The 18,177-nt window shown below is 72.2% G+C and carries 21 protein-coding genes; 13 read left to right on the forward strand and 8 right to left on the reverse strand.

All coding sequences use genetic code 11. The annotated features are described in order from the left end of the window. The first annotated feature begins 17 nt into the window (after positions 1–17). Genes ABZX61_RS50560 through ABZX61_RS50570 form a run of 3 tightly spaced genes read left to right on the forward strand, consistent with a single transcriptional unit; the run spans position 18 to position 2,901 of the window. Positions 18–1,100, forward strand: coding sequence for an iron ABC transporter permease (locus ABZX61_RS50560; protein WP_355206397.1), 1,083 nt, complete (start codon positions 18–20; stop codon positions 1,098–1,100). Beyond that, the gene (locus ABZX61_RS50565) at positions 1,097–2,104 is read left to right on the forward strand and encodes an iron chelate uptake ABC transporter family permease subunit (protein WP_355206400.1); all 1,008 of its coding nucleotides are present in this window, start codon (positions 1,097–1,099) and stop codon (positions 2,102–2,104) included. Before ABZX61_RS50560 ends, ABZX61_RS50565 begins: the two co-directional genes overlap by 4 nt. Further along, a complete protein-coding gene (locus tag ABZX61_RS50570) occupies positions 2,104–2,901 on the forward strand; it encodes an ABC transporter ATP-binding protein (protein ID WP_355206402.1) in 798 nt (265 codons plus the stop codon). The genes ABZX61_RS50565 and ABZX61_RS50570 overlap by 1 nt, the downstream gene beginning before the upstream one ends. Before the next feature lie 43 nt (positions 2,902–2,944). Here ABZX61_RS50570 and ABZX61_RS50575 read toward each other — a convergent pair whose 3' ends face one another. Further along, positions 2,945–3,544 carry a helix-turn-helix domain-containing protein gene (locus tag ABZX61_RS50575; RefSeq protein ID WP_355206405.1) on the reverse strand — a complete coding sequence of 200 codons (600 nt, stop codon included), beginning with the start codon at positions 3,542–3,544 and terminating at the stop codon, positions 2,945–2,947. Between the two features lie 120 nt (positions 3,545–3,664). On the opposite strand from ABZX61_RS50575, the gene ABZX61_RS50580 reads away from it, so the two are divergent. Next, a complete protein-coding gene (locus ABZX61_RS50580; RefSeq protein ID WP_355206408.1) occupies positions 3,665–4,957 on the forward strand; it encodes a tryptophan 7-halogenase in 1,293 nt (430 codons plus the stop codon). On the opposite strand, the gene ABZX61_RS50585 is transcribed toward ABZX61_RS50580, so the two are convergent. Next, positions 4,908–6,161 (reverse strand): ArgE/DapE family deacylase, encoded by a 1,254-nt coding sequence (locus ABZX61_RS50585; RefSeq protein WP_355206411.1) that lies wholly within the window; start codon positions 6,159–6,161, stop codon positions 4,908–4,910. The two genes, ABZX61_RS50580 and ABZX61_RS50585, sit on opposite strands and share 50 nt — an antisense overlap. A 51-nt stretch (positions 6,162–6,212) precedes the next feature. On the opposite strand from ABZX61_RS50585, the gene ABZX61_RS50590 reads away from it, so the two are divergent. Next, positions 6,213–7,145 (forward strand): endonuclease/exonuclease/phosphatase family protein, encoded by a 933-nt coding sequence (locus ABZX61_RS50590; protein ID WP_355206414.1) that lies wholly within the window; start codon positions 6,213–6,215, stop codon positions 7,143–7,145. A 47-nt stretch (positions 7,146–7,192) separates the two neighbouring features. Then, complete coding sequence (locus ABZX61_RS50595) at positions 7,193–7,513, forward strand: co-chaperone GroES (RefSeq protein ID WP_350741555.1); 321 nt, start codon at positions 7,193–7,195, stop codon at positions 7,511–7,513. Here the strand turns inward: ABZX61_RS50595 and ABZX61_RS50600 are convergent. Together ABZX61_RS50600 and ABZX61_RS50605 are read right to left on the reverse strand one after the other, a co-directional pair. Next, positions 7,508–8,452 carry a hypothetical protein gene (locus ABZX61_RS50600; protein ID WP_355206417.1) on the reverse strand — a complete coding sequence of 315 codons (945 nt, stop codon included), beginning with the start codon at positions 8,450–8,452 and terminating at the stop codon, positions 7,508–7,510. The two genes, ABZX61_RS50595 and ABZX61_RS50600, sit on opposite strands and share 6 nt — an antisense overlap. 54 nt (positions 8,453–8,506) lie before the next feature. Further along, on the reverse strand, positions 8,507–8,962 hold the full coding sequence (locus tag ABZX61_RS50605; RefSeq protein ID WP_355206420.1) for a TIGR02611 family protein: 456 nt from the start codon (positions 8,960–8,962) through the stop codon (positions 8,507–8,509). 150 nt (positions 8,963–9,112) lie between these two features. Here ABZX61_RS50605 and ABZX61_RS50610 point away from each other — a divergent pair, with 150 nt between their 5' ends. The 4 genes from ABZX61_RS50610 to ABZX61_RS50625 all read left to right on the forward strand — a co-directional run bounded on the left by ABZX61_RS50610 (position 9,113) and on the right by ABZX61_RS50625 (position 12,168). After that, complete coding sequence (locus tag ABZX61_RS50610; RefSeq protein ID WP_355206423.1) at positions 9,113–10,021, forward strand: aryldialkylphosphatase; 909 nt, start codon at positions 9,113–9,115, stop codon at positions 10,019–10,021. A gap of 34 nt (positions 10,022–10,055) precedes the next feature. Then, positions 10,056–10,445, forward strand: coding sequence for a PPOX class F420-dependent oxidoreductase (locus ABZX61_RS50615; protein WP_355206426.1), 390 nt, complete (start codon positions 10,056–10,058; stop codon positions 10,443–10,445). 44 nt (positions 10,446–10,489) lie between these two features. Then, on the forward strand, positions 10,490–11,401 hold the full coding sequence (locus ABZX61_RS50620) for a histidine kinase (protein WP_355206529.1): 912 nt from the start codon (positions 10,490–10,492) through the stop codon (positions 11,399–11,401). Positions 11,402–11,523: 122 nt separating this feature from the next. After that, positions 11,524–12,168 (forward strand): response regulator transcription factor, encoded by a 645-nt coding sequence (locus ABZX61_RS50625; RefSeq protein WP_355206532.1) that lies wholly within the window; start codon positions 11,524–11,526, stop codon positions 12,166–12,168. 1 nt (position 12,169) lies between these two features. Here ABZX61_RS50625 and secY read toward each other — a convergent pair whose 3' ends face one another. Beyond that, on the reverse strand, positions 12,170–13,459 hold the full coding sequence (secY, locus tag ABZX61_RS50630) for a preprotein translocase subunit SecY (RefSeq protein ID WP_355206429.1): 1,290 nt from the start codon (positions 13,457–13,459) through the stop codon (positions 12,170–12,172). An 83-nt stretch (positions 13,460–13,542) separates the two neighbouring features. Further along, positions 13,543–14,325, reverse strand: a complete 783-nt coding sequence (locus tag ABZX61_RS50635; RefSeq protein ID WP_355206432.1) for a putative hydro-lyase — start codon at positions 14,323–14,325, stop codon at positions 13,543–13,545. Positions 14,326–14,391: 66 nt separating this feature from the next. On the opposite strand from ABZX61_RS50635, the gene ABZX61_RS50640 reads away from it, so the two are divergent. Together ABZX61_RS50640 and ABZX61_RS50645 are read left to right on the forward strand one after the other, a co-directional pair. Beyond that, positions 14,392–16,023 (forward strand): sodium:solute symporter family protein, encoded by a 1,632-nt coding sequence (locus ABZX61_RS50640; RefSeq protein ID WP_355206434.1) that lies wholly within the window; start codon positions 14,392–14,394, stop codon positions 16,021–16,023. Further along, complete coding sequence (locus ABZX61_RS50645) at positions 16,020–16,181, forward strand: hypothetical protein (RefSeq protein WP_355206437.1); 162 nt, start codon at positions 16,020–16,022, stop codon at positions 16,179–16,181. The genes ABZX61_RS50640 and ABZX61_RS50645 overlap by 4 nt, the downstream gene beginning before the upstream one ends. Before the next feature lie 366 nt (positions 16,182–16,547). Here ABZX61_RS50645 and ABZX61_RS50650 read toward each other — a convergent pair whose 3' ends face one another. Both ABZX61_RS50650 and ABZX61_RS50655 read right to left on the reverse strand, forming a co-directional pair. Continuing rightward, positions 16,548–16,784, reverse strand: a complete 237-nt coding sequence (locus ABZX61_RS50650) for a hypothetical protein (protein WP_355206440.1) — start codon at positions 16,782–16,784, stop codon at positions 16,548–16,550. Then, on the reverse strand, positions 16,781–17,008 hold the full coding sequence (locus ABZX61_RS50655; RefSeq protein WP_350741535.1) for a DUF6158 family protein: 228 nt from the start codon (positions 17,006–17,008) through the stop codon (positions 16,781–16,783). The genes ABZX61_RS50650 and ABZX61_RS50655 overlap by 4 nt, the downstream gene beginning before the upstream one ends. Positions 17,009–17,103: 95 nt before the next feature. Here ABZX61_RS50655 and ABZX61_RS50660 point away from each other — a divergent pair, with 95 nt between their 5' ends. Then, on the forward strand, positions 17,104–18,036 hold the full coding sequence (locus ABZX61_RS50660) for a LysR family transcriptional regulator (protein ID WP_355206443.1): 933 nt from the start codon (positions 17,104–17,106) through the stop codon (positions 18,034–18,036). Positions 18,037–18,177: the final 141 nt, after the last annotated feature.

Consider the following 18,177-nt stretch of genomic DNA (forward strand, 5'->3'; position numbering starts at 1 on the left):
CTACGAGAGGGGGTCGGGTGCGCCCGGCTGAAGACACGGCCCCGCCGAACTGGGGGGCCACGACGGGCGATCCGCCCGCCACCGGCCACCCCGCTCCCGCCGCAAGGGCCTTCGTGCTCGTCACCGGGCTCGTCGTCACGGTGGGCGTGCTGGCGCTCGTGGCGATGGCGAGTGTGGCGCTGGGGGCGCGGTCCGTGTCGTTCTCGACGGTGATCGACGCCTTCCTCGCCCCGAACGGCTCCAACGACCACACGGTCATCCGCGAGCTGCGCGTCCCGCGTACGCTGCTGGGCCTCGGCGTCGGCGCGACGCTCGGCCTGGCGGGGGGGCTCATGCAGAGCCTGACCCGCAACCCGCTGGCCGACCCCGGCCTGCTGGGCATCAACGAGGGGGCCGCGCTCGGCGTGACGCTGGCGCTCGGCCTGTTCGGGCTGTCCGATCCGGCGGTCTACGTCTGGTTCGCGTTCGGCGGCGCCGCGCTGGCCTCCGCCGTCGTCTACGCCCTGGCCTCCGCGGGCCGCTCGGGCTCCAGCCCGGTACGCCTCGCGCTCGCCGGCGTGGCCTTCGGCATGGTGTGCACGGCGGTGGCCTCGGCCATCCTGCGCATGGACGCGCAGACGTTCGACCGGATGCGGTTCTGGCTGACCGGGTCGCTGGCCGGGCAGACGGCCGACACGCTGGTGCGGCTGGCGCCGTTCATGGTGGCCGGGCTGGTGCTGGGGCTGCTGCTGGCCAGGCCGCTCAACCTGCTCGCCCTCGGCGACGACGCGGGCAGGGCGCTCGGCGTGGCCGTGAACCGTACCAGGATCCTCACCGGGGTGGCCGTCACTCTGCTGTGCGGCGCGGCCACTGCCGCCGCGGGGCCGCTGTGGTTCGTGGGGCTCATCGTGCCGCACGCCGTGCGCGCGGTGGTGGGGCCCGACCAGCGCTGGGTGCTCCCCTACTCCGCGCTGGCCGCGCCGGTGCTGCTGCTGGCGGCCGACGTGGTGGGCCGGGTCATCGCCCGGCCCGGAGAGGTGCAGGTGGGGATCGTGTGGGCGGTGATCGGCGCGCCGATCTTCATCATGCTGGCCAGGCGCAGGCGGGTGGCGGCGCTGTGACCGTCCGCGTCGGCCCCTGGTCCGTACGGCTCGCGCCCCGCGCCCTGCTCGTCGGCGCGATCCTCGTCGTGGTCGCCTGCGCGGTGACCGTGGCGGCCATCTCGACGGGCGAGTTCACGGTGCCCGTGCCCGACATCGTCTCCGCGCTCTTCGGCCAGGGCACGCCGGTCGCCGAGCTGATCGTCAACAAGCTGCGCGCCCCTCGCGTGGTGACCGGGCTGCTGGTCGGCGCGGCGTTCGGGGTGAGCGGCGCGATCTTCCAGAGCCTCACCAGGAATCCCCTGGGCAGCCCCGACTTCATCGGCTTCACCGCCGGCGCCTCGACGGGCGGCATCGTCGCCGTCGTGGCGGGCGGCTCGGCGATGGCGATCGCCGGTGGCGCGCTGGCCGGGTGCGTGCTCACGGCCGTGCTCGTGTACGCGCTGGCCTTCCGCGGCGGCGTGCAGGGTTACCGGCTGGTCCTGGTCGGCATCGGGGCGAACGCGCTGCTGCTGGCGGTCAACTCGTACCTGCTGACCAGGGCGAACATCAACGACGCGGCCACCGCGGGCGCCTGGCTCACCGGCAGCCTGAGCGGGCGCGGGTGGGATCACGCGATCCCCGTGGCGCTGGCGCTGGCCGTGCTGCTGCCGGTGTGCGCGCTCGTGGCGCGCCCGATGCGGATGATCGAGATGGGCGACGACGCCGCCAAGGCCATGGGGATCCGGGTGGAGGTCGTGCGCGCGGTGGCCATCACGGCCGGCGTGCTGCTGTCCGGGGTGGCCACGGCCGCCGCGGGGCCCGTCGCCTTCGTCGCGCTCGCCGCGCCGCAGCTCGCCCGGCGGCTCACGCGTTCGGCCGGGGTGACGATGGGGGCCTCGGCGCTCATGGGCGCCGTCCTGCTGACCGTCGCCGACCTGGCCGCCCAGCGCGTCCTCGCCCCCACCCAGCTGCCCGTCGGCGTGCTGACCGCCGCCATCGGCGGCACGTACCTCGCATTGCTCCTGCGAAAGGACCGCCACTGATGGCCCGTCTGTCAGGCACCGATCTCACGCTCGCCTACGACCAGCGCGTCGTGGCGGCCGACCTGAGCGTGGCGATCCCCGACGAGTCCTTCACCGTGATCATCGGCCCGAACGCCTGTGGCAAGTCCACCCTGCTGCGCGCCCTGGCCCGGATGCTCAAGCCGAAGTCCGGCGCCGTCCACCTGGACGGGAGCGTGATCACGTCGCTGCCGTCGAAGGAGGTGGCGCGGCGGCTCGGCCTGCTCCCGCAGAGCTCGGTCGTGCCCGACGGGATCACCGTCGCCGACCTGGTGGCCCGCGGCCGCTACCCGCACCAGCGGCTCATGCGGCAGTGGTCGCGCGCCGACGAGGCGGCCGTGTCCGAGGCCATGCGCGCCACCGACGTGGCGGAGCTGGCCGACCGGATCGTGGACGAGCTGTCGGGCGGGCAGCGGCAGCGGGTGTGGCTGGCCATGGCGCTGGCCCAGGAGACGCCGATCCTGCTGCTGGACGAGCCGACCACGTTCCTGGACATCTCCCACCAGATCGAGGTGCTGGACCTCTGCGCCGACCTGCACGAGGCCGGGCGCACCATGGTGGCCGTCCTGCACGACCTGAACCAGGCCTGCCGGTACGCGACCCACCTGATCGTCATGCGAGCCGGCGAGATCGTCGCGGAGGGGGATCCGACGGAGATCGTCACGCCTGAGCTGGTGCACCGGGTGTTCGACCTGCGCTGCGAGATCATCCCGGACCCGCAGTCCGGCACCCCGCTCATCGTCCCCGAATCCCGCCGCCGCATCTCCACCTCCGCCTGACCCCCACCCCTGCTACAACCGGCCAGCGGGCCGCGCGGTGGGGTCAGGGGGTGGTGGTGAGGGCGGCGGCGAGGGTGGTGACGGCCGTGACCGCACGGGTGGGGCCGTAGGCGTCCTTCAGGGCCGCGGCCGCCTCCGCGCCCATCGCGGCCAGCAGCGTGTGGGACAGCGGGTCCGCGTCACCGCCCGGGCGGCACTCGGCCAGCAGGATCGCGACGTGCCGGTGCCAGAAGCGGTAGGCCCCGATCCGGTAGCGGGCCCCCGGGCTGGCGGTCTCCGACATGCGGACCAGGTCCAGGTGGGCGAAGAGATAGTCGAGGTAGGCGGCCACGAAGGCGGCCAGCCGCTCGGACGCCGGAGCCCCGGGCCCGAGGGGCGGCGGGCCGGACAGGACGCGCTGCTGCAGGTCGCGTTCGCGATCGTCCAGGAGCGCCACGGCGAGCCCCGACTTGTCACCGAAGCGCCGGAAGAGCGTGCCCTTGCCCACCCCGGCCTCCGCGGCGACGGCGTCCATCGAGACCGCCTCCACCCCCTTCTCAGCGAACAGCCGGGCGGCCGCGGCCAGCACCTTCTCCCGGTTGCGCGCCGCGTCCGCCCGCTCTTTCACCGGCTGGCCGATCAGAAGCTCCAGGGACTCCGACATGATTCGGACTCTAGTCCATTTCAGTGCCCGCCGGCACAGCCGGAACGCGCCGTTGGACGTGGAACGGACGGCCGTCCCGGGTGACCCTCAGCCGGACAGATACCACACTGGGGGAATCTCATGGACCACGCCGTCGTCATCGGCGCGAGCATGGCAGGGCTGCTGACCGCGGCCGCGCTGCACCGCCGCTTCGCCACCGTCACCGTACTCGACCGCGACACACTGCCCGCCGTGGACGTCCACCGGCGGGGCACCGCGCAGAGCCGGCACGCCCACGGCCTGCTCGCCAGGGGCCGCGAAACCATCGACGAGCTGCTGCCCGGCATCACGGCCGAACTCGTCGCGCAGGGCGCGATGGAGGGTGACCTGCAGCGGCACTCGCGCCACTACCACGCCGGGCGGATGCTGGCCCGCGGCGACAGCGGCCTGATCGGGCTGCTCGTCAGCCGGCCGCTGCTCGAAGGCCAGGTACGCCGCCGGGTGAGCGCGCTCCCCGGCGTGCACGTCTCGCCGGGCAAGGTCGTCACCGGCCTGCTCTCCCGGGACGGGCGCGTCACGGGGGTGCGCCTGGCCGACGGGGAGCCGATCCCGGCCGACCTGGTCGTGGACGCGGGCGGCCGGGCCTCGCGCACGCCGCTCTGGCTGGGCGAGCTGGGCTACCGGCCGCCCGAGGAGGAGCGGGTGGGCATCGACCTGCGCTACGGCACGCGCGAGTTCCGCCGCCGGCCCGGCGACTTCGGCGGCGATCTCGTCGTGGTGATCGCCCCCACGGTCGAGTCGCCGCGCGGCGGGGTCGCGCTGGCGATGGAGGACGACCGTTGGATCGTCACCATGGCCGGGTACGGGGAGGGCCCGGGGCTGGGCCTGACCGAGTTCGCCGAGTTCGCCGCCGGCCTGTGGGCGCCCGACCTGCACCACCTGGTCAGCACGGCCGAGCCGATCGGCGAGCCGCGCACGTACCGGATCCCGGCCGGGATCCGGCGCCGCTACGAGCGGCTGGCCCGCTTCCCCGAGGGCCTGCTGGTCGTCGGGGACGCGGTCTGCGCGTTCAACCCGATCTACGGCCAGGGCATGACGGTCGCCGCGCTGGAGGCCAGGATGCTGCTCGAACCGGACCTACGGCCGCTGCCGTTCTTCCGGCGGATCGCGAAGATCGTGGACGGCCCGTGGGAGATCACGGTCGGCGGCGACCTGGTGATGCCCGGCGTGGAGGGCGACCTGACGCCGAAGGTCCGCATGGTGAACGCGTACCTGGAGCGCTTCCACGCGGCCGCCGCGCACGACCCCGAGCTGGCGCTGCGCTTCCTGCGGGTGTCGAACCTCTATGACCCGCCGCCGTCGCTGATGAGCCCGGGGACCCTGCTCAGAGTGCTCCGCAGCGGCGCACAACGAGCAGTGCCAGTGCCCGCGTGACCTCGCGCAGCTCCCTCAGCTCGACCTGTTCCCTGGGGGCGTGCGCGTACCGCACGTCCCCGGGGCCGTAGTGCAGGGTCGGGATCCCGCCGGCCGCGTACAGCCGCAGGTCGCTCCCGTACGGCGCCGCCGCCTCGGCGGGCCGCGCGCCCGTGACGTCGGCGACCGCCCGGCCGACCTCGTCCAGCAGCGCGTGCCCGGCGGGCAGCCGGCCGCTGGCGAACTGGCCGCCGGGCCACGTCACCACCGGCGGGTTCGCGCGCAGCCAGGGATCGGCGACGTCGGCGACCGCCTCCTCGAACGCGGCCCGCGCCGCCGCCGGGTCCTCGTCCAGCCGCACCCCGAGCCGGCCCTCGGCGACCAGCAGGTCGGGCACGGTGCTGGCCCAGTCGCCCGCGCGCACGGTGCCGACCTCGATCGGGTACGGCGCTCCGTCGCCCCGGAAGAGGCCGGGGACATCTCGGTTGCGCTCGGTCTCCAGCCGCCTGATCGCCTCGAACACCGGCCAGAACGCCTCGACCGCGCTGACCCCCTCGTGCCGCGTGGCCCCGTGGGCGGCCCGCCCGGCGATCTCCAGCCGGAACGTCAGCGCGCCCGCGTTGGCCGTGATGACCGCGCCGCTGGTGGGCTCGGTGATGACCGCGGCCTGCGCCGTGTGCCCCCGGGCGAGCGTGGCGAACGCGCCGAGCCCGCCGTCCTCCTCGCTGATCACGCAGTGCACCGCCAGCGGCCTGGCCAGCCTGACCCCGGCCTTCTTGATCGCCCGCGCGACGGCCAGGTTCGCGACCAGGCCCGCCTTCATGTCGCAGGCGCCCCTGCCGTGCAGCACGTCGCCGGTGATCCGGGCGGCGAACGGGTCGTGCCCCTCCCACTTGGCCAGGTCGCCGGTCGGGACGACGTCCACGTGGCCCTGGAGCGCGAGCGCCGGCGGCCCCTCGCCCTCGGTGACGGCCACGACGCCGTACCCCTCGCTCCTGGGCGCCTCGGTGCCGGGGAAGCCGGGACGGGCGGCCAGGCCGGCGAGGTCGAGTTTCCAGACGTCCACGTCCATGCCGGCTTCGGTGAGCAGGCGGGCGAAGCGGTGCTGCAGCTCCGACTCGGCGTCGGTGCCGGTCACGCTGGGGACGCCGACGGTCTCGGCCAGCAGGCTCACGGTCTCGACCTCGTCGATGGCGTTCAGGACGCCGGCCTCCACGTCGCGCATGGAGCACACCTTACTCATGAACCCGAATCGCGCTTTGTGGCGATACAAGGCGTGCGGACATGGGTGAGCTGGATCGTGGTGGTGCCGTTCGCGGGGTGGGCGGCGGTGCGGTTGAGCGGGTTCGAGCCGGACTGGCCGTGGGTGCCGGTGGTGGCGTACACGCCGTACGCGGTGTGCGCGGCGGTGGTGAGCCTGGCGCTGGCCTGCGTGCTGCGGCGGTGGGCGGCGGGCACGGTCGCGCTCGTCACGGTGCTGGCGTTGGTGCCGGCCGTGCTCCCCCGGGCCCTGGTCGACGGCAACCCCGACGCCGACGGGCCGGTGCTGCGGGTGCTCGCGGCGAACCTGCTGGTGGGGCGGGCCCACACGGCTGAGCTGATGGCGCTGATCAGCAGGTTGCGGCCGGACGTGCTGACGCTGCAGGAGTTCACGCCGGACGCCATGCGGCGGCTGGACCGGGCGGGGGTGCGCGCGCTGTTGCCGTACGCCGTCACGCGGCCGCGGGAGGGGGTCGGCGGGTCGGCCGTGTACGCGCGGCACCCGCTCACGGCCGGGCAGGCCATCAACTTCGGCGGCTTCGGGCAGGCCAGGGCCTGGCTCAGGCATCCCGGCGGGGCCCGCGTGGAGATCGTGTCGGTGCACCCGTGCGCGCCCAAGCGGATCGGGCGGCAACCGTGCTGGCAGTCCGGCCTGGAGGCGCTGCCGCCGGCGGGCAAGGAGTTGCGGGTGCTGGCGGGCGACTTCAACGCCACGCTCGACCACCTGCCGGTACGCGCCCTGCTGGCGAGCGGCTACCGGGACGCGGCCGACGTCATGGGGCGGGGATTCGTGGCGACCTGGCCGCAGGAGGGCTCGCGGGTGGACCTGCCGGGCGTGGCGATCGACCACGTGCTGGCGGACTCGCGGATGGCGGTGCGGGAGTTCCAGGTGCTGCCGCTGCGGGGCACCGACCACCGGCCCGTGTTCGCCGAGCTCAGGCTGCCGTGATCGCGCTTCCGGCGTCTCGGGGGTGTCCTGACTCGTAAACTTGGGCTGTGGTTGAGCCCAAGTTCGAAATTCAGATGCTGCACGACCGGGTCATGATCAAGCTGGAGTCGGAGGCCGCGGAGCGGCGCAGCGGCTCCGGGATCGTCATCCCCGCGACGGTCAAGCTGGCCAACCGGCTGGCCTGGGGCGAGGTGTGCGGCGTCGGGACGAACGTGCGCTCGGTCAAGGTGGGCGACAAGGTGCTCTTCAACCCGGAAGACCAGTCCGAGGTCGAGGTGCACGCGCAGGTCTATCTGGTGATGCGCGAGCGCGATCTGCACGCGGTGGCCACCCAGGAGACCGACCACGGCACCGGCCTCTATCTATGATCCTCGGGTGAAGGAGAGCCAGAGCTCCGCGGCCCACGTCGTACGGGGCAGTTCCGCGAGCACGCGTGTCGCCTTGCCGGTCAGGTCCAGCACCACCAGCCGGTAGGCGGTGCCGCGCGCCACGACGGCGATGACGTGGCTGTCGTCCCACCAGCCGAACAGCGCCTCCGGCCGGGCGTTCACCCGCTGGGCGATCTTGCCGGTGGCCGGGTCGACCAGGCAGAGCTGTTCCTTGAAGCGTGCCGGGCACCAGGTCGTCAGGCGGGTGCCCGACGGCGAGAACGAGTCCTCGGGGCCGGTCGGCAGGCCGACGCCGGCGTAGGTGCGCAGGACCGCGCCGTCCAAGGCCCGGTAGACGCGCAGGCCGGTGCCGTACATGGAGACGAGGTTGCCGTCGGGGCTCCACCAGAAGCCCGCTTTCGCGCTCAGGCCGGTGACCCTGATCGTGCGGGCGGTCTTGGCGGCCACGTCCACGACGGTGTAGCCGATCACGCGCCACGTGCCGCCGGTCTTCTGCTCGACCGTGAGCGCGACCCGCTTCCCGTCGCGGGACCAGGAGGCGTAGGAAGCCGTCAGGGGCTTCTTGACCGTACGGATCCGGCCGGCGGCGCCCGTGGTGCGGTCGGTGACGATCAGGGAGTCGTAGCCCGACCGGTACGCCCTGGGCACGCCTGCCGTCAGCCGGCCGCCGGGCGCGACGGACACCTCGGACAGCGCCTGTTGCCAGGTGAACGTGCTCCCGGTCGTGGACCTGAGGTACGTGCGCTTGGTGCCGAGGCCGTAGGCGGTCAGGCGTACCGGATCACCCGTTGTTTCGCGATATTTCACGCCTGCGGTCCCGGGGAGGACGAGGTCCGCCTGGGCGGCGGGACCCGCAAACCCCGCGGACGCGTGGCCGGAAAGCGTTAAGGACAGCGCGATGGCGATTTTGGCGATCACGCCCGCAGAATAGGCAGGAAAGCATGGAATATCGGTCCGGTATACCGGACCGATCTATATGTAACCCCGGACGAACGCGATCGCGTCGAAGCCGAGCGTGCGCAGCCCGAAGTAGACGATCACCGCGGCGGCGGCCACCGTCACGACGAGCACGACGACGCGCACCAGCCAGCCCTGCCGCTTGTACCACTCCATCCAGGCGTGCAGCGTGCGCTTGCCGAACTCCAGCACCCTGCGGGCCCAGTGGAACTCCACGGCCAGCACCGCCAGCCCCGCGAACACGACCGCCCATCCCGGCCCGGGGAAGGGCACCATGATCAGCCCAGCCACCACCATGACGGTCCCGATCACGCCGAACACGATCTTCAGCGTGAGCGCGCCCGTGCGCGTGGACCTGATCCCGTCCAGCCACCCGTGAAGGCCCGTACGGCGCTCGGGCATGCTGGAATGCTCGGCGGCCTCGCCCTTGAGCATGTCGGCGTCGCCGGTGTCGGAGTTCTGAACCTGCACAATTCCCCCCCGGCAGTCGGTGTGCCATCCAGGATACGGGCCCTCACTAGGTGCCGACTTGCAGGCGACTAGCAAGGCCTAAAACCCTCCGAACGGTAAAATTTCCCGCCAGAAGAGGCTACTCCCGGCAAACATCGGTTAATGTCTGCTATGCCCGAGGTCTTGCTTCGCACCGTCACCGGCCCTGTACGAGCCGCGGCCATCACCGGCCCCGTACTCCCCCACGAGCACCTGCGTACCGACATGCGCTGGGCCGTCGGCATCGACTCGGACCCGCACCGGTGGCTCGACGAGGAGCAGGCCGTCACCGCCGAGCTCCGCGAGCTGCGCCAGGCCGACGGCCTCGGCCTGGTGGTCGACCTGACCTGCATGGGGATGGGCCGCGACGCCGCCGCCCTGGCCCGCATGGCGGCCGGCAGCCGGGTGCCGGTGATCGCCTCGACCGGCCTGTTCGCCGAGCCGTTCACGGACGTCGGCGACGCGGACGTGGACACGCTCACCGCCCGCCTCATGGACGAGATCCTCAGCGGCGTGGACGACATGGGCGTCTTCCCCGGCGTGATCGGCGAGGTCGGCACCTGGGGCGCCGAGCCGACGCCGCGCGAGGAGCGCTGCCTGGTCGCCGCCGCCCGCGCCTCGCTGAAGTCGCGCCTGCCGGTCGCCACGCACGGCGCGCACGCCCCCGCGCTCCTGGAGATCCTGCTCGGCCAGGGCCTGCCGGGCTCCCGGGTGGCCGTCGGCTACGCGGGCACCGACCTGGGCGCGGCCAGGAAGATCGCCGAGGCCGGCGCGTACGTGAGCCTGGGCGTGCTCGGCCTGGGCCCCGACCAGGCGGCCAGGATCGCGCTCGGCCTCATCGAGGACGGCCACGCGGAACGCCTGCTGATCAGCACGGGCCTGAGCCGGGTCGCGCAGCTGCGCAAGTACGACGGGCCGGGCTACGCGCACCTCTTCCACGCGCTGCTGCCGCGCCTGCGCGAGGCGGGCGTCGGCGAGGACACGATCGGCCTCATCACCACCGCGAACCCGGTGCGCTGGCTCACAGGCGGAATGGCTTGACCCCAACCAATGTCAAGGTTGCAGACTCGCCTGCATGACCTTCACACCAGCGGAACTTGACTACCTTTCCTCGCAGCATCTCGGCCGACTGGCCTCCGTGTCGCCCGACGGGCAGGTGCAGAACAACCCGGTCAACTTCTTCGTCGACGCCGGGACCGGCACGATCACCATCGGCGGGCACGCCATGGGGGCGTCCAAGAAGTTCAGGAACGTCGGGAAGGGCAGCACCGTCGCGCTCGTCGTGGACGACCTGGCCTCGGTCGATCCGTGGGTCGTGCGCGGCATCGAGATCAGGGGCACGGCGGAGGCGCTGAGCGACGTGGACCCGCCTGTGCCGTACTTCTCGAGAGAGATCATCAGGATCACCCCGAGGAAGATCACCTCGTGGGGGCTGGACGGCCCGCGCCAGACCCGGAACCTGTGAAAGCTCGCTAGGATCGGGGCAACGCGAACCTTGGCCGGGTGGGGATGGTGACGGAGCAGACGCACAGGGCCGGCCGCCTGCGCCGGCCGCTCGCCGCCCTGTCACGCCTGACCCGGGCCGGCGACGTCCCCGTTGTGATCATGCTGGCGTGGGCGGGCTGGCTGGCCGTCCCGTGGTCGTTCAGCGGCCTCGCCCAGGCCCGCGCCGCGGCCGCGGCCGCCGCGGCGGAGGCCGAGCCGCCGCCGTTCTCCACGGAGTCCGTACGCGCCGAGCCGCTTTTCACTGGATCCGCACGTGTCGAGCCGGCGGCGTGGGGCATCCCCGCCGCCCAGCCCCACCGGCTCACCACGGTGCGTTCCACCGACGGCGCCGGGCCCGACCTGCTGGCGGCGGAGCGGGCCAGGATCGCCGGAGAGGTGCACGACGCGGCCGGGCACGGGCTGGCGGCCATCGCCATGCAGGCCGGGATCGCGCTCGTCACCCTGGACGACGACCCCGAGCAGGCGCGCGCCTCGCTGCGGGCGATCAGGGAGACCAGCACGACGGCGCTCGCCCAGCTGCGCGCGGCGCTCGACGGCATCGACCCGCCGGGGGCCGACCTCGCCGGGCTGATCGACGGCGTCCGGGCGGCGGGCGTGCCGGTGGACGTCGAGCCCGCGGACCTCGCCGTGCCCGCCCATCTCCAGGCCGCCGTCTACGGGGTGGTGCGCGAGTCGCTGACCAACGTCCTGCGGCACGCGGGGCCCACCAGGGCGCTCGTGCGGGTGGGCGGGGGTCCGGGCGAGTTCGTGGTGGAGGTGGCCGATCGGGGTGTCGGCCGTACGGGCGGGAGCGAGGGGCGTGGGCTGGCCGGGATGCGCGCCAAGGTCACCGAGGCGGGCGGCCATCTCGCCGCGGGACCGCGCGAGGGCGGCGGCTTCCAGGTGACCGCCCGGTTCCCCCGGACCTCCGCGTGACCACCCCGGACGGCGCGACCTCCCCAAGCCGGACGCCCGCCCCGAACCGGGCGCCCTCCCCGGACGGCGCGATCCCCTTGGACGGCGCAACCGTCCCGGACGGCGCGTCCTCCCCTGAAGGCGTGGTCAGGGTGGCCGTCGCCGACGATCAGGCGGTCGTGCGGATGGGGCTGCGGGCCCTGCTGGAGCGCGCGCCCGGGATGGAGTGCGTGGGCGAGGCCGCCGACGGCGCCGCCGCGCTCGCGCTGATCCGCCGCACCCGCCCCGACGTCCTCCTGCTCGACATCCGCATGCCCGGCATGGACGGGCTGGCCGTGCTGCGGGCCATCGCCGACGACCCCGAGCTGCGCGCCACCAGAATCGTCGTGGTGACGACCTTCGCCGTCGACGAGTACGTCTTCGCCGCCCTCCAGGCCGGCGCCAGCGGCTTCCTGCTCAAGGACAGCGCCCCGGAGGAGCTGGTCAACGCCGTACGCGTGGTGGCCGCCGGGGAGGCGCTGCTCTCACCGGCGATCACGAAGAAGGTCATCGGGCTGTTCGGGCGGCACGGCACCGAGCCGGTCGAAGGGCTGGAGACGCTCACGCCCCGCGAACGGGAGCTGGTGGCGTGGGTGGCCACCGGCCGGTCGAACGAGGAGATCGCCAAGGAGCTGGTGATCAGCCCCGACACCGTCCGCACCCACGTCAGCCGCGCCATGCTCAAGCTGCATGCCAGGGACCGGGCCCAGCTCGTGGTCTTCGCCATGCGAGCCGGGCTCAGCGTGTGACCTACCGCAGGAAGCCCTCGTAGTTGCGCTGCTGGAGCTGGGACTCGATCTGCTTGACGGTGTCCAGCCCGACCCCGACCATGATCAGCACGCTCGTCCCGCCGAACGGGAAGTTCTGCTGCGTACCCGGATCCCGGAGGATCGCGAACGCCACCAGCGGCAGCAGCGCCAGCACCCCCAGGTAGAGCGCCCCGGGCGCGGTCAGCCGGGAGAGCACGTACGCCAGGTATCGCGCCGTGGGGCCGCCCGGCCGGATCCCGGGAACGAATCCCCCGTAGCGCCGCATGTTGTCCGCCACCTCCACGGGGTTGAAGGTGATCGACACGTAGAAGTACGCGAAGGCGACGATGAGCAGCACGTACACGCTCATGTAGAGGGGATGCGTCCCCGAGGTCAGGTTGAGCTCCACCCACGTCCGCGCCGAGTCCCCCAGCAGGGGCGCCACCAGCGTCGGCAGGTACAGCAGCGAGGAGGTGAAGATCACCGGCACGATCCCCGCCTGGTTCACCTTCAGCGGGATGTAGGTGTTGGTGCCCCCGTACATCCGCCGCCCCACCATCCGCTTCGCGTACTGCACCGGGACCCTCCGCTGCGCCTGCTCCACGAACACCACGGCCGCCACCAGGCACAGCCCGGCCGCCGTCATCACCACGAAGCTCACTGGGCTCATCACGAAGATCTTCGCCATGTATCCCGGGAAGACGGCCACGACCTGCGTGAACATCAGGATGGACATGCCGTTCCCGATGCCCCGGTCCGTGACCAGCTCGCCGAGCCACATGACCACGCAGGCCCCGGCCACCATGGTCAGCACGATCACGGCCACGGGCAGCAGCCCCTCGTCGCGCAGCAGCGGCTTCGCGCACCCGGGCAGGAGCTGCCGGGAGCGGGCGAGCGCGACGATCGTCCCGGCGTTCAGCACGGCGAGCCCGACGGTCAGGTACCGCGTGTACTGGGTGATCTTCGCCTGGCCCCGCTGCCCCTCCTTCCTGAGGGCCTCCAGCCTGGGCACCGTCACGGCGAAGAGCTGCATGATGATGCTGGCCGTGATGTACGGCATGACGCCCAGCGCGAACACCGACAGCTGCAGCATCGCGCCCCCGCTGAGCATCTGCACCATGTCGAACAGCCCGCCCCTGGCCGACCCCACGCACTCCCGTACGGCCACCACGTCCACCCCCGGGGAGGGCATGAGTTGCCCGAGGCGGAACAACGCGATCAGTCCCAGCGTGAACAGCAGCTTCTTACGCAGCTCCGGCACCCGGAACGCCCTGGTCAAGACGGTCAGCATGGTCAAGGAGTCTGACCTGGGCGGCGCCCGGGGTCGTCCGCCGAGACGAGGCACCCGCGTACGCAAATCCGCGTACGAGGGTGTCAGGACGGCACGCGGTAGTCGTCGTCGCGGGCGTCCAGGATCGCCATGTGCCCCGGCAGGTGCCCGATCGCGTACTCGACGCCGCTGGCCATGACCGCCGCCTGCGGCGTCACCCCGCACGCCCAGAACAGCGGCACCTCCCCCTCCCGCACCTCGACCGGATCGCCGAAATCCGGCCGGGCCAGATCGTTGATCCCGATCCCCGCGGGGTCCCCGACGTGCACCGGCGCCCCGTGCACCAGCGGATACCGCCCGGTCACGTCGATCGCGGTCCTCACCAGCTCGTCCGGCACCGGCCGCATCGACACGACCAGCGGCCCCGACAGGCTCCCGGCCGCCGTGCAGGCCACGTCCGTGACGTACATCGGCACGTTCGTCCCCAGCTCCAGGTGCCGCACCGGCACCCCGGCCGCGAGCAGCGCCCGCTCGAAGGTGAAGCTGCACCCGATGAGGAACGGCACCAGGTCGTCCCGCCACCGCTCCACCACGTCGCCGAGGTCCGCGACCGGCTCGCCGTCGCGGTAGAGCCGGTATCCGGGCAGGTCGGTACGGAGGTCGCCGGGGAACAGCGGCGTGGACCAGGCGCCCGGCTCCCCCACGTCCAGGACGGGGCACGCCTGCGGGTTGAGGTGGGCGAACAGCAGCAGCTCGTACCGTAGCCGCCGGGGCACGGCGATCAGGTTGGCCTGCGTCCACCCCAGGCACCACCCCGCCGTGGGCACGCGCTCGCCGGCGCGGAAGCGCTCCCGCGCCTGCGCCGGGCTGAGATCGGCGACGTCCACACCCCGACAGTACGCCCGCGTGACAGTCCGCGTGATGCCGGGCGTTTCCGGGGTAGCGGGCTCGCCGTGCGTCTCGACGTGAACCTCCTCGACTACGTGCTCATCGCCATCTACTTCGCCACCGTGCTCGCCATCGGGTTAGCCGCCCGCAAACGGATCAGCTCCAGCCTCGACTTCTTCCTCGCCGGGCGCGGCCTGCCCGCGTGGATCACCGGGCTCGCGTTCGTCTCGGCCAACCTGGGCGCGATCGAGATCCTCGGCATGGCGGCCAACGGCGTGCAGTACGGCGCCATGACCGTGCACTACTACTGGATCGGCGCCGTGCCCGCCATGGTGTTCCTCGGCATCGTGATGATGCCCTTCTACTACCGCTCCAAGGTCCGCAGCGTCCCCGAGTTCCTGCGCAAGCGCTTCAACGGCGCCACGCAGCTGCTGAACGCGATCACGTTCGCGGTCGCGCAGATCCTCATCGCGGGCGTGAACCTCTACGCGCTCGCCCTGGTCATGGAGGCGCTGCTGGGCTGGCCGCTGCCGGTCTCGGTGGTGGTCTCGGCGGTGATCGTGCTGGCGTACATCACGCTCGGCGGGCTCTCCTCGGCGATCTACAACGAGGTGCTGCAGTTCTTCGTGATCCTCGCCGGGCTGATCCCGCTGACCGTGCTCGGGCTGATCAAGGTGGGCGGCTTCTCTGGGCTGGCGGACAAGGTACGGCAGAGCCCGCTCGGCGAGGGCGGCCTGCACACGTGGGCGGGCACGGCGGGCGACAACCCGATGCACGCGCACTGGATCGGGATCGTGTTCGGCCTCGGGTTCGTGCTGTCCTTCGGGTACTGGACCACGAACTTCGCCGAGGTGCAGCGGGCGCTGTCGGCCAGGAACACGAACGCGGCCCGGCTCACGCCGATCATCGCCGCGTACCCGAAGCTGTTCATCCCGCTGGTGACGGTGCTGCCGGGGATGATCGCGCTGGTGCTGTTCAGCGGCTGGGGGCAGGGGCAGGCGTACAACAACGCGATCCCGATGCTCATGCGGGACCTGCTGCCGAACGGCGTGCTCGGGGTCGCGGTGACCGGGCTGCTGGCCTCGTTCATGGCGGGGATGGCGGCCAACATCAGCGGGTTCAACACGGTGTTCACCAACGACATCTGGCAGTCGCACCTGCGGCCGGACCGCGACGACGGCTACTACGTGCGGGTGGGCCGGATCGCGACCGTCGCGGGCGTGGCGCTGGGCGTCGGGACGGCGTTCATCGCCGCCGGCTACTCCAACATCATGAACTACCTGCAGGCCCTCTTCTCGTTCTTCAACGCGCCGCTCTTCGCGACGTTCATCGTCGGGCTCTTCTGGCGGCGGATGACGCCGTGGGCCGGCTTCTGGGGGCTGCTCGCCGGCACGCTGGCGGCCTTCGCGTCGTACATCGCGTTCAAGGCCGGGATCGTGGACTTCGGCACCGAGCTGAACGCCAGCTTCTGGGGCGCGGGCCTGGCGTTCGTCGTGGACGTGATCGTGTCCGTGGCGGTCACGCTGGTCACCACGCCCAAGCCCGCCGAGGAGCTGCGCGGGCTCGTGTACGGGCTCAACGCCACCGACCTGGAGGACGACGCGCTCGCGGGCGACGCGCGCTGGTACCGCTCGCCGGTGCTGCTCGGCACGGGCGCCCTCGTCCTGGCCGTTGTGATGTACGGGGTGATCCTGTGAGTGACATTCGGATGGTGATCGGCGGGTTGTTCCTGGTGTACGGGGTGATCCTCGTCGTCGCCGGGGCGTTCGGGAGCGCGATCAACCTGTGGACCGGCCTCGCCATGGCCGTCTTCGGCGGCGCCTTCCTGGCCTGGGCCCGAGCCAGACGCCTCTGACCGCCCCTCCGGGCCCCGGCCCTGGCCGGCACCTTTCGCGGCCCCGGCCCGGCAGCACTGACCAGCACCTTTCGCAGCCCCGGCCGACGGCCCTGACCGGCACCTTTCATGGCACCGGTCCGGGCCAGACGGTCCTGACCGGCTCGGTTCGCCCGTTCATCGCAGGCCTTACTCGTCGCAAGCCTTACTCGTCGCAGGCCCTACTCGTCGCAGGCCCTACTCGTCGCAGGCCTTACGGCCAGCGATCACATCGCCGAGACCTCGTCAGGGCAGCGCGCGCGATCCGCACCACGTGGACCGCTCATGCGCGCCCCGCGGACGGTCGACGACGCGTCAGTACCCTCACTCAGCACTCGACGCCCTCACTCAGTACTCGACCTCGAACGTATGTGCCCCGAGGGCGTACCCGTCCTGCCTGGGCACCACGTACCCATGCTCGATCAGGTGCTTGAGGCTCTCGCGCACCTGCTCCTCGGTCAGCCCGCACGCCCGCACCAACGCGGCCGGAACCGCCATGCCGTGCTCCACCACCAGGGACGCCACCGCCTCGTAGACGTAGACGTCGACGTCCGACAGAGCCTGAACATCGTGGACCTCGATCATGATCGCTGTCTCGCCCCCTCCCTCAGCCGGTTCGGGTCGACCTCACGGTCCGGGTTGCGGCGAAGGTACTCGGATTCCAGTTCGTTCATCCGGGACGTGTGCACCGCCAGAGCGTCGTCCGACCCGTGGAAGAAGGTGTCGCTCCGGGTGGCGTGCAGTTGCCGCAGCTCGCGGACCAGATCCTCGTCGCTGAGCTGCGCCGGATCTATTCCCATCGTCGTCATGGGCTCCCCCTACCCCAGAGACCCTCGACAATATCTGTCACATTTCCTGACATATGGGCATTGTTTGTAAGAGATCGCCGCCTTACCGTCCCCTTATGGACCTCGAGCTCAGGCACCTCAGGATCGTCCGTGCGGTCGCGGACGCGGGAAGTGTGAGCAAGGCCGCATCCCAGCTCGGGCTGGCCCAGCCGGCCCTGACCGCCCAGCTCAAGCGCATCGAGCGGGTGCTCGGCGGCACGCTGTTCGAGCGCGACAGGCATGGCGCGCGACCCACCAGGCTGGGCGAGCTCGTGCTCTCCAGGGCACGAGTACTGCTTCCCGCGGCGCAGGAGCTGCAGGAGGAAGCCGTACGTTTCGCCGCCGCCCCCTCCCCCGGATTCCGCATCGGCGCCACCAACGGCCCCATACTGGGCGGCCTGGTCGACCGGCTCGCCGCGGAAGGGGCGGTCAGCACGTACACCTCCTGGTCGGCCCACGAGCTGACCAGCATGGTCGAGCTCGGCCGCCTCGACTACGTGCTGACCGGCGCCTGCGGCGACTCCGGCACCCCGACCGGCGCGCTCATGTGGGAGACGATCAGCCTCGACCCCGTGTTCTGCCTGGTCGGCGAGGACCATCCGGCCGCCAGGGAGAAGGAGGTGGAGCTCGCCGACCTCGCCGGCGAACAGTGGGCGGTGACGCCCGGCGACGGCTGCTTCGCCGACTGCTTCGCCACGGCGTGCGCGCGAGCAGGGTTCACCCCGGGCACGATCTACGAGACCGACGTGTCAACCTGCACCCACCTCGCCCAGGTCGGCCGCGCGGTCGTGCTCTGCCAGGCCACCCACCAGGCCGCCCAGGGCCTGACCATGGTGCCGTTCGCCGGCGCGCCACTGCGCTGGCGCCAACTCCTCGGCCACCACCCCACCGCCCCCAAGGCGGACTGGGTGGTGACACAGGCCAAACAAGCCCACCTGGACGCCGTACGCCGCAGCCCGGTCTACCACGACTGGCTGGTCCGCAACCCCAGCTACGGCACCGCACCCTAAGCTTCGCCCCGCCCCGTAAGTCTCGCCCCCGTCCCGTAAGTCCCGCCCCGGCCCGTAAGTCCCGCCCCGCCCCGAAAACCATCGTCTGCCCCGGGCTCCGCCCCACCCGTTGGACCCAAAACAACACCCCGGGGAGGGCAC

The organism is Nonomuraea sp. NPDC003709 (genome assembly GCF_040610775.1).
Taxonomy (GTDB): Bacteria; Actinomycetota; Actinomycetes; order Streptosporangiales; family Streptosporangiaceae; genus Nonomuraea; species Nonomuraea angiospora_A.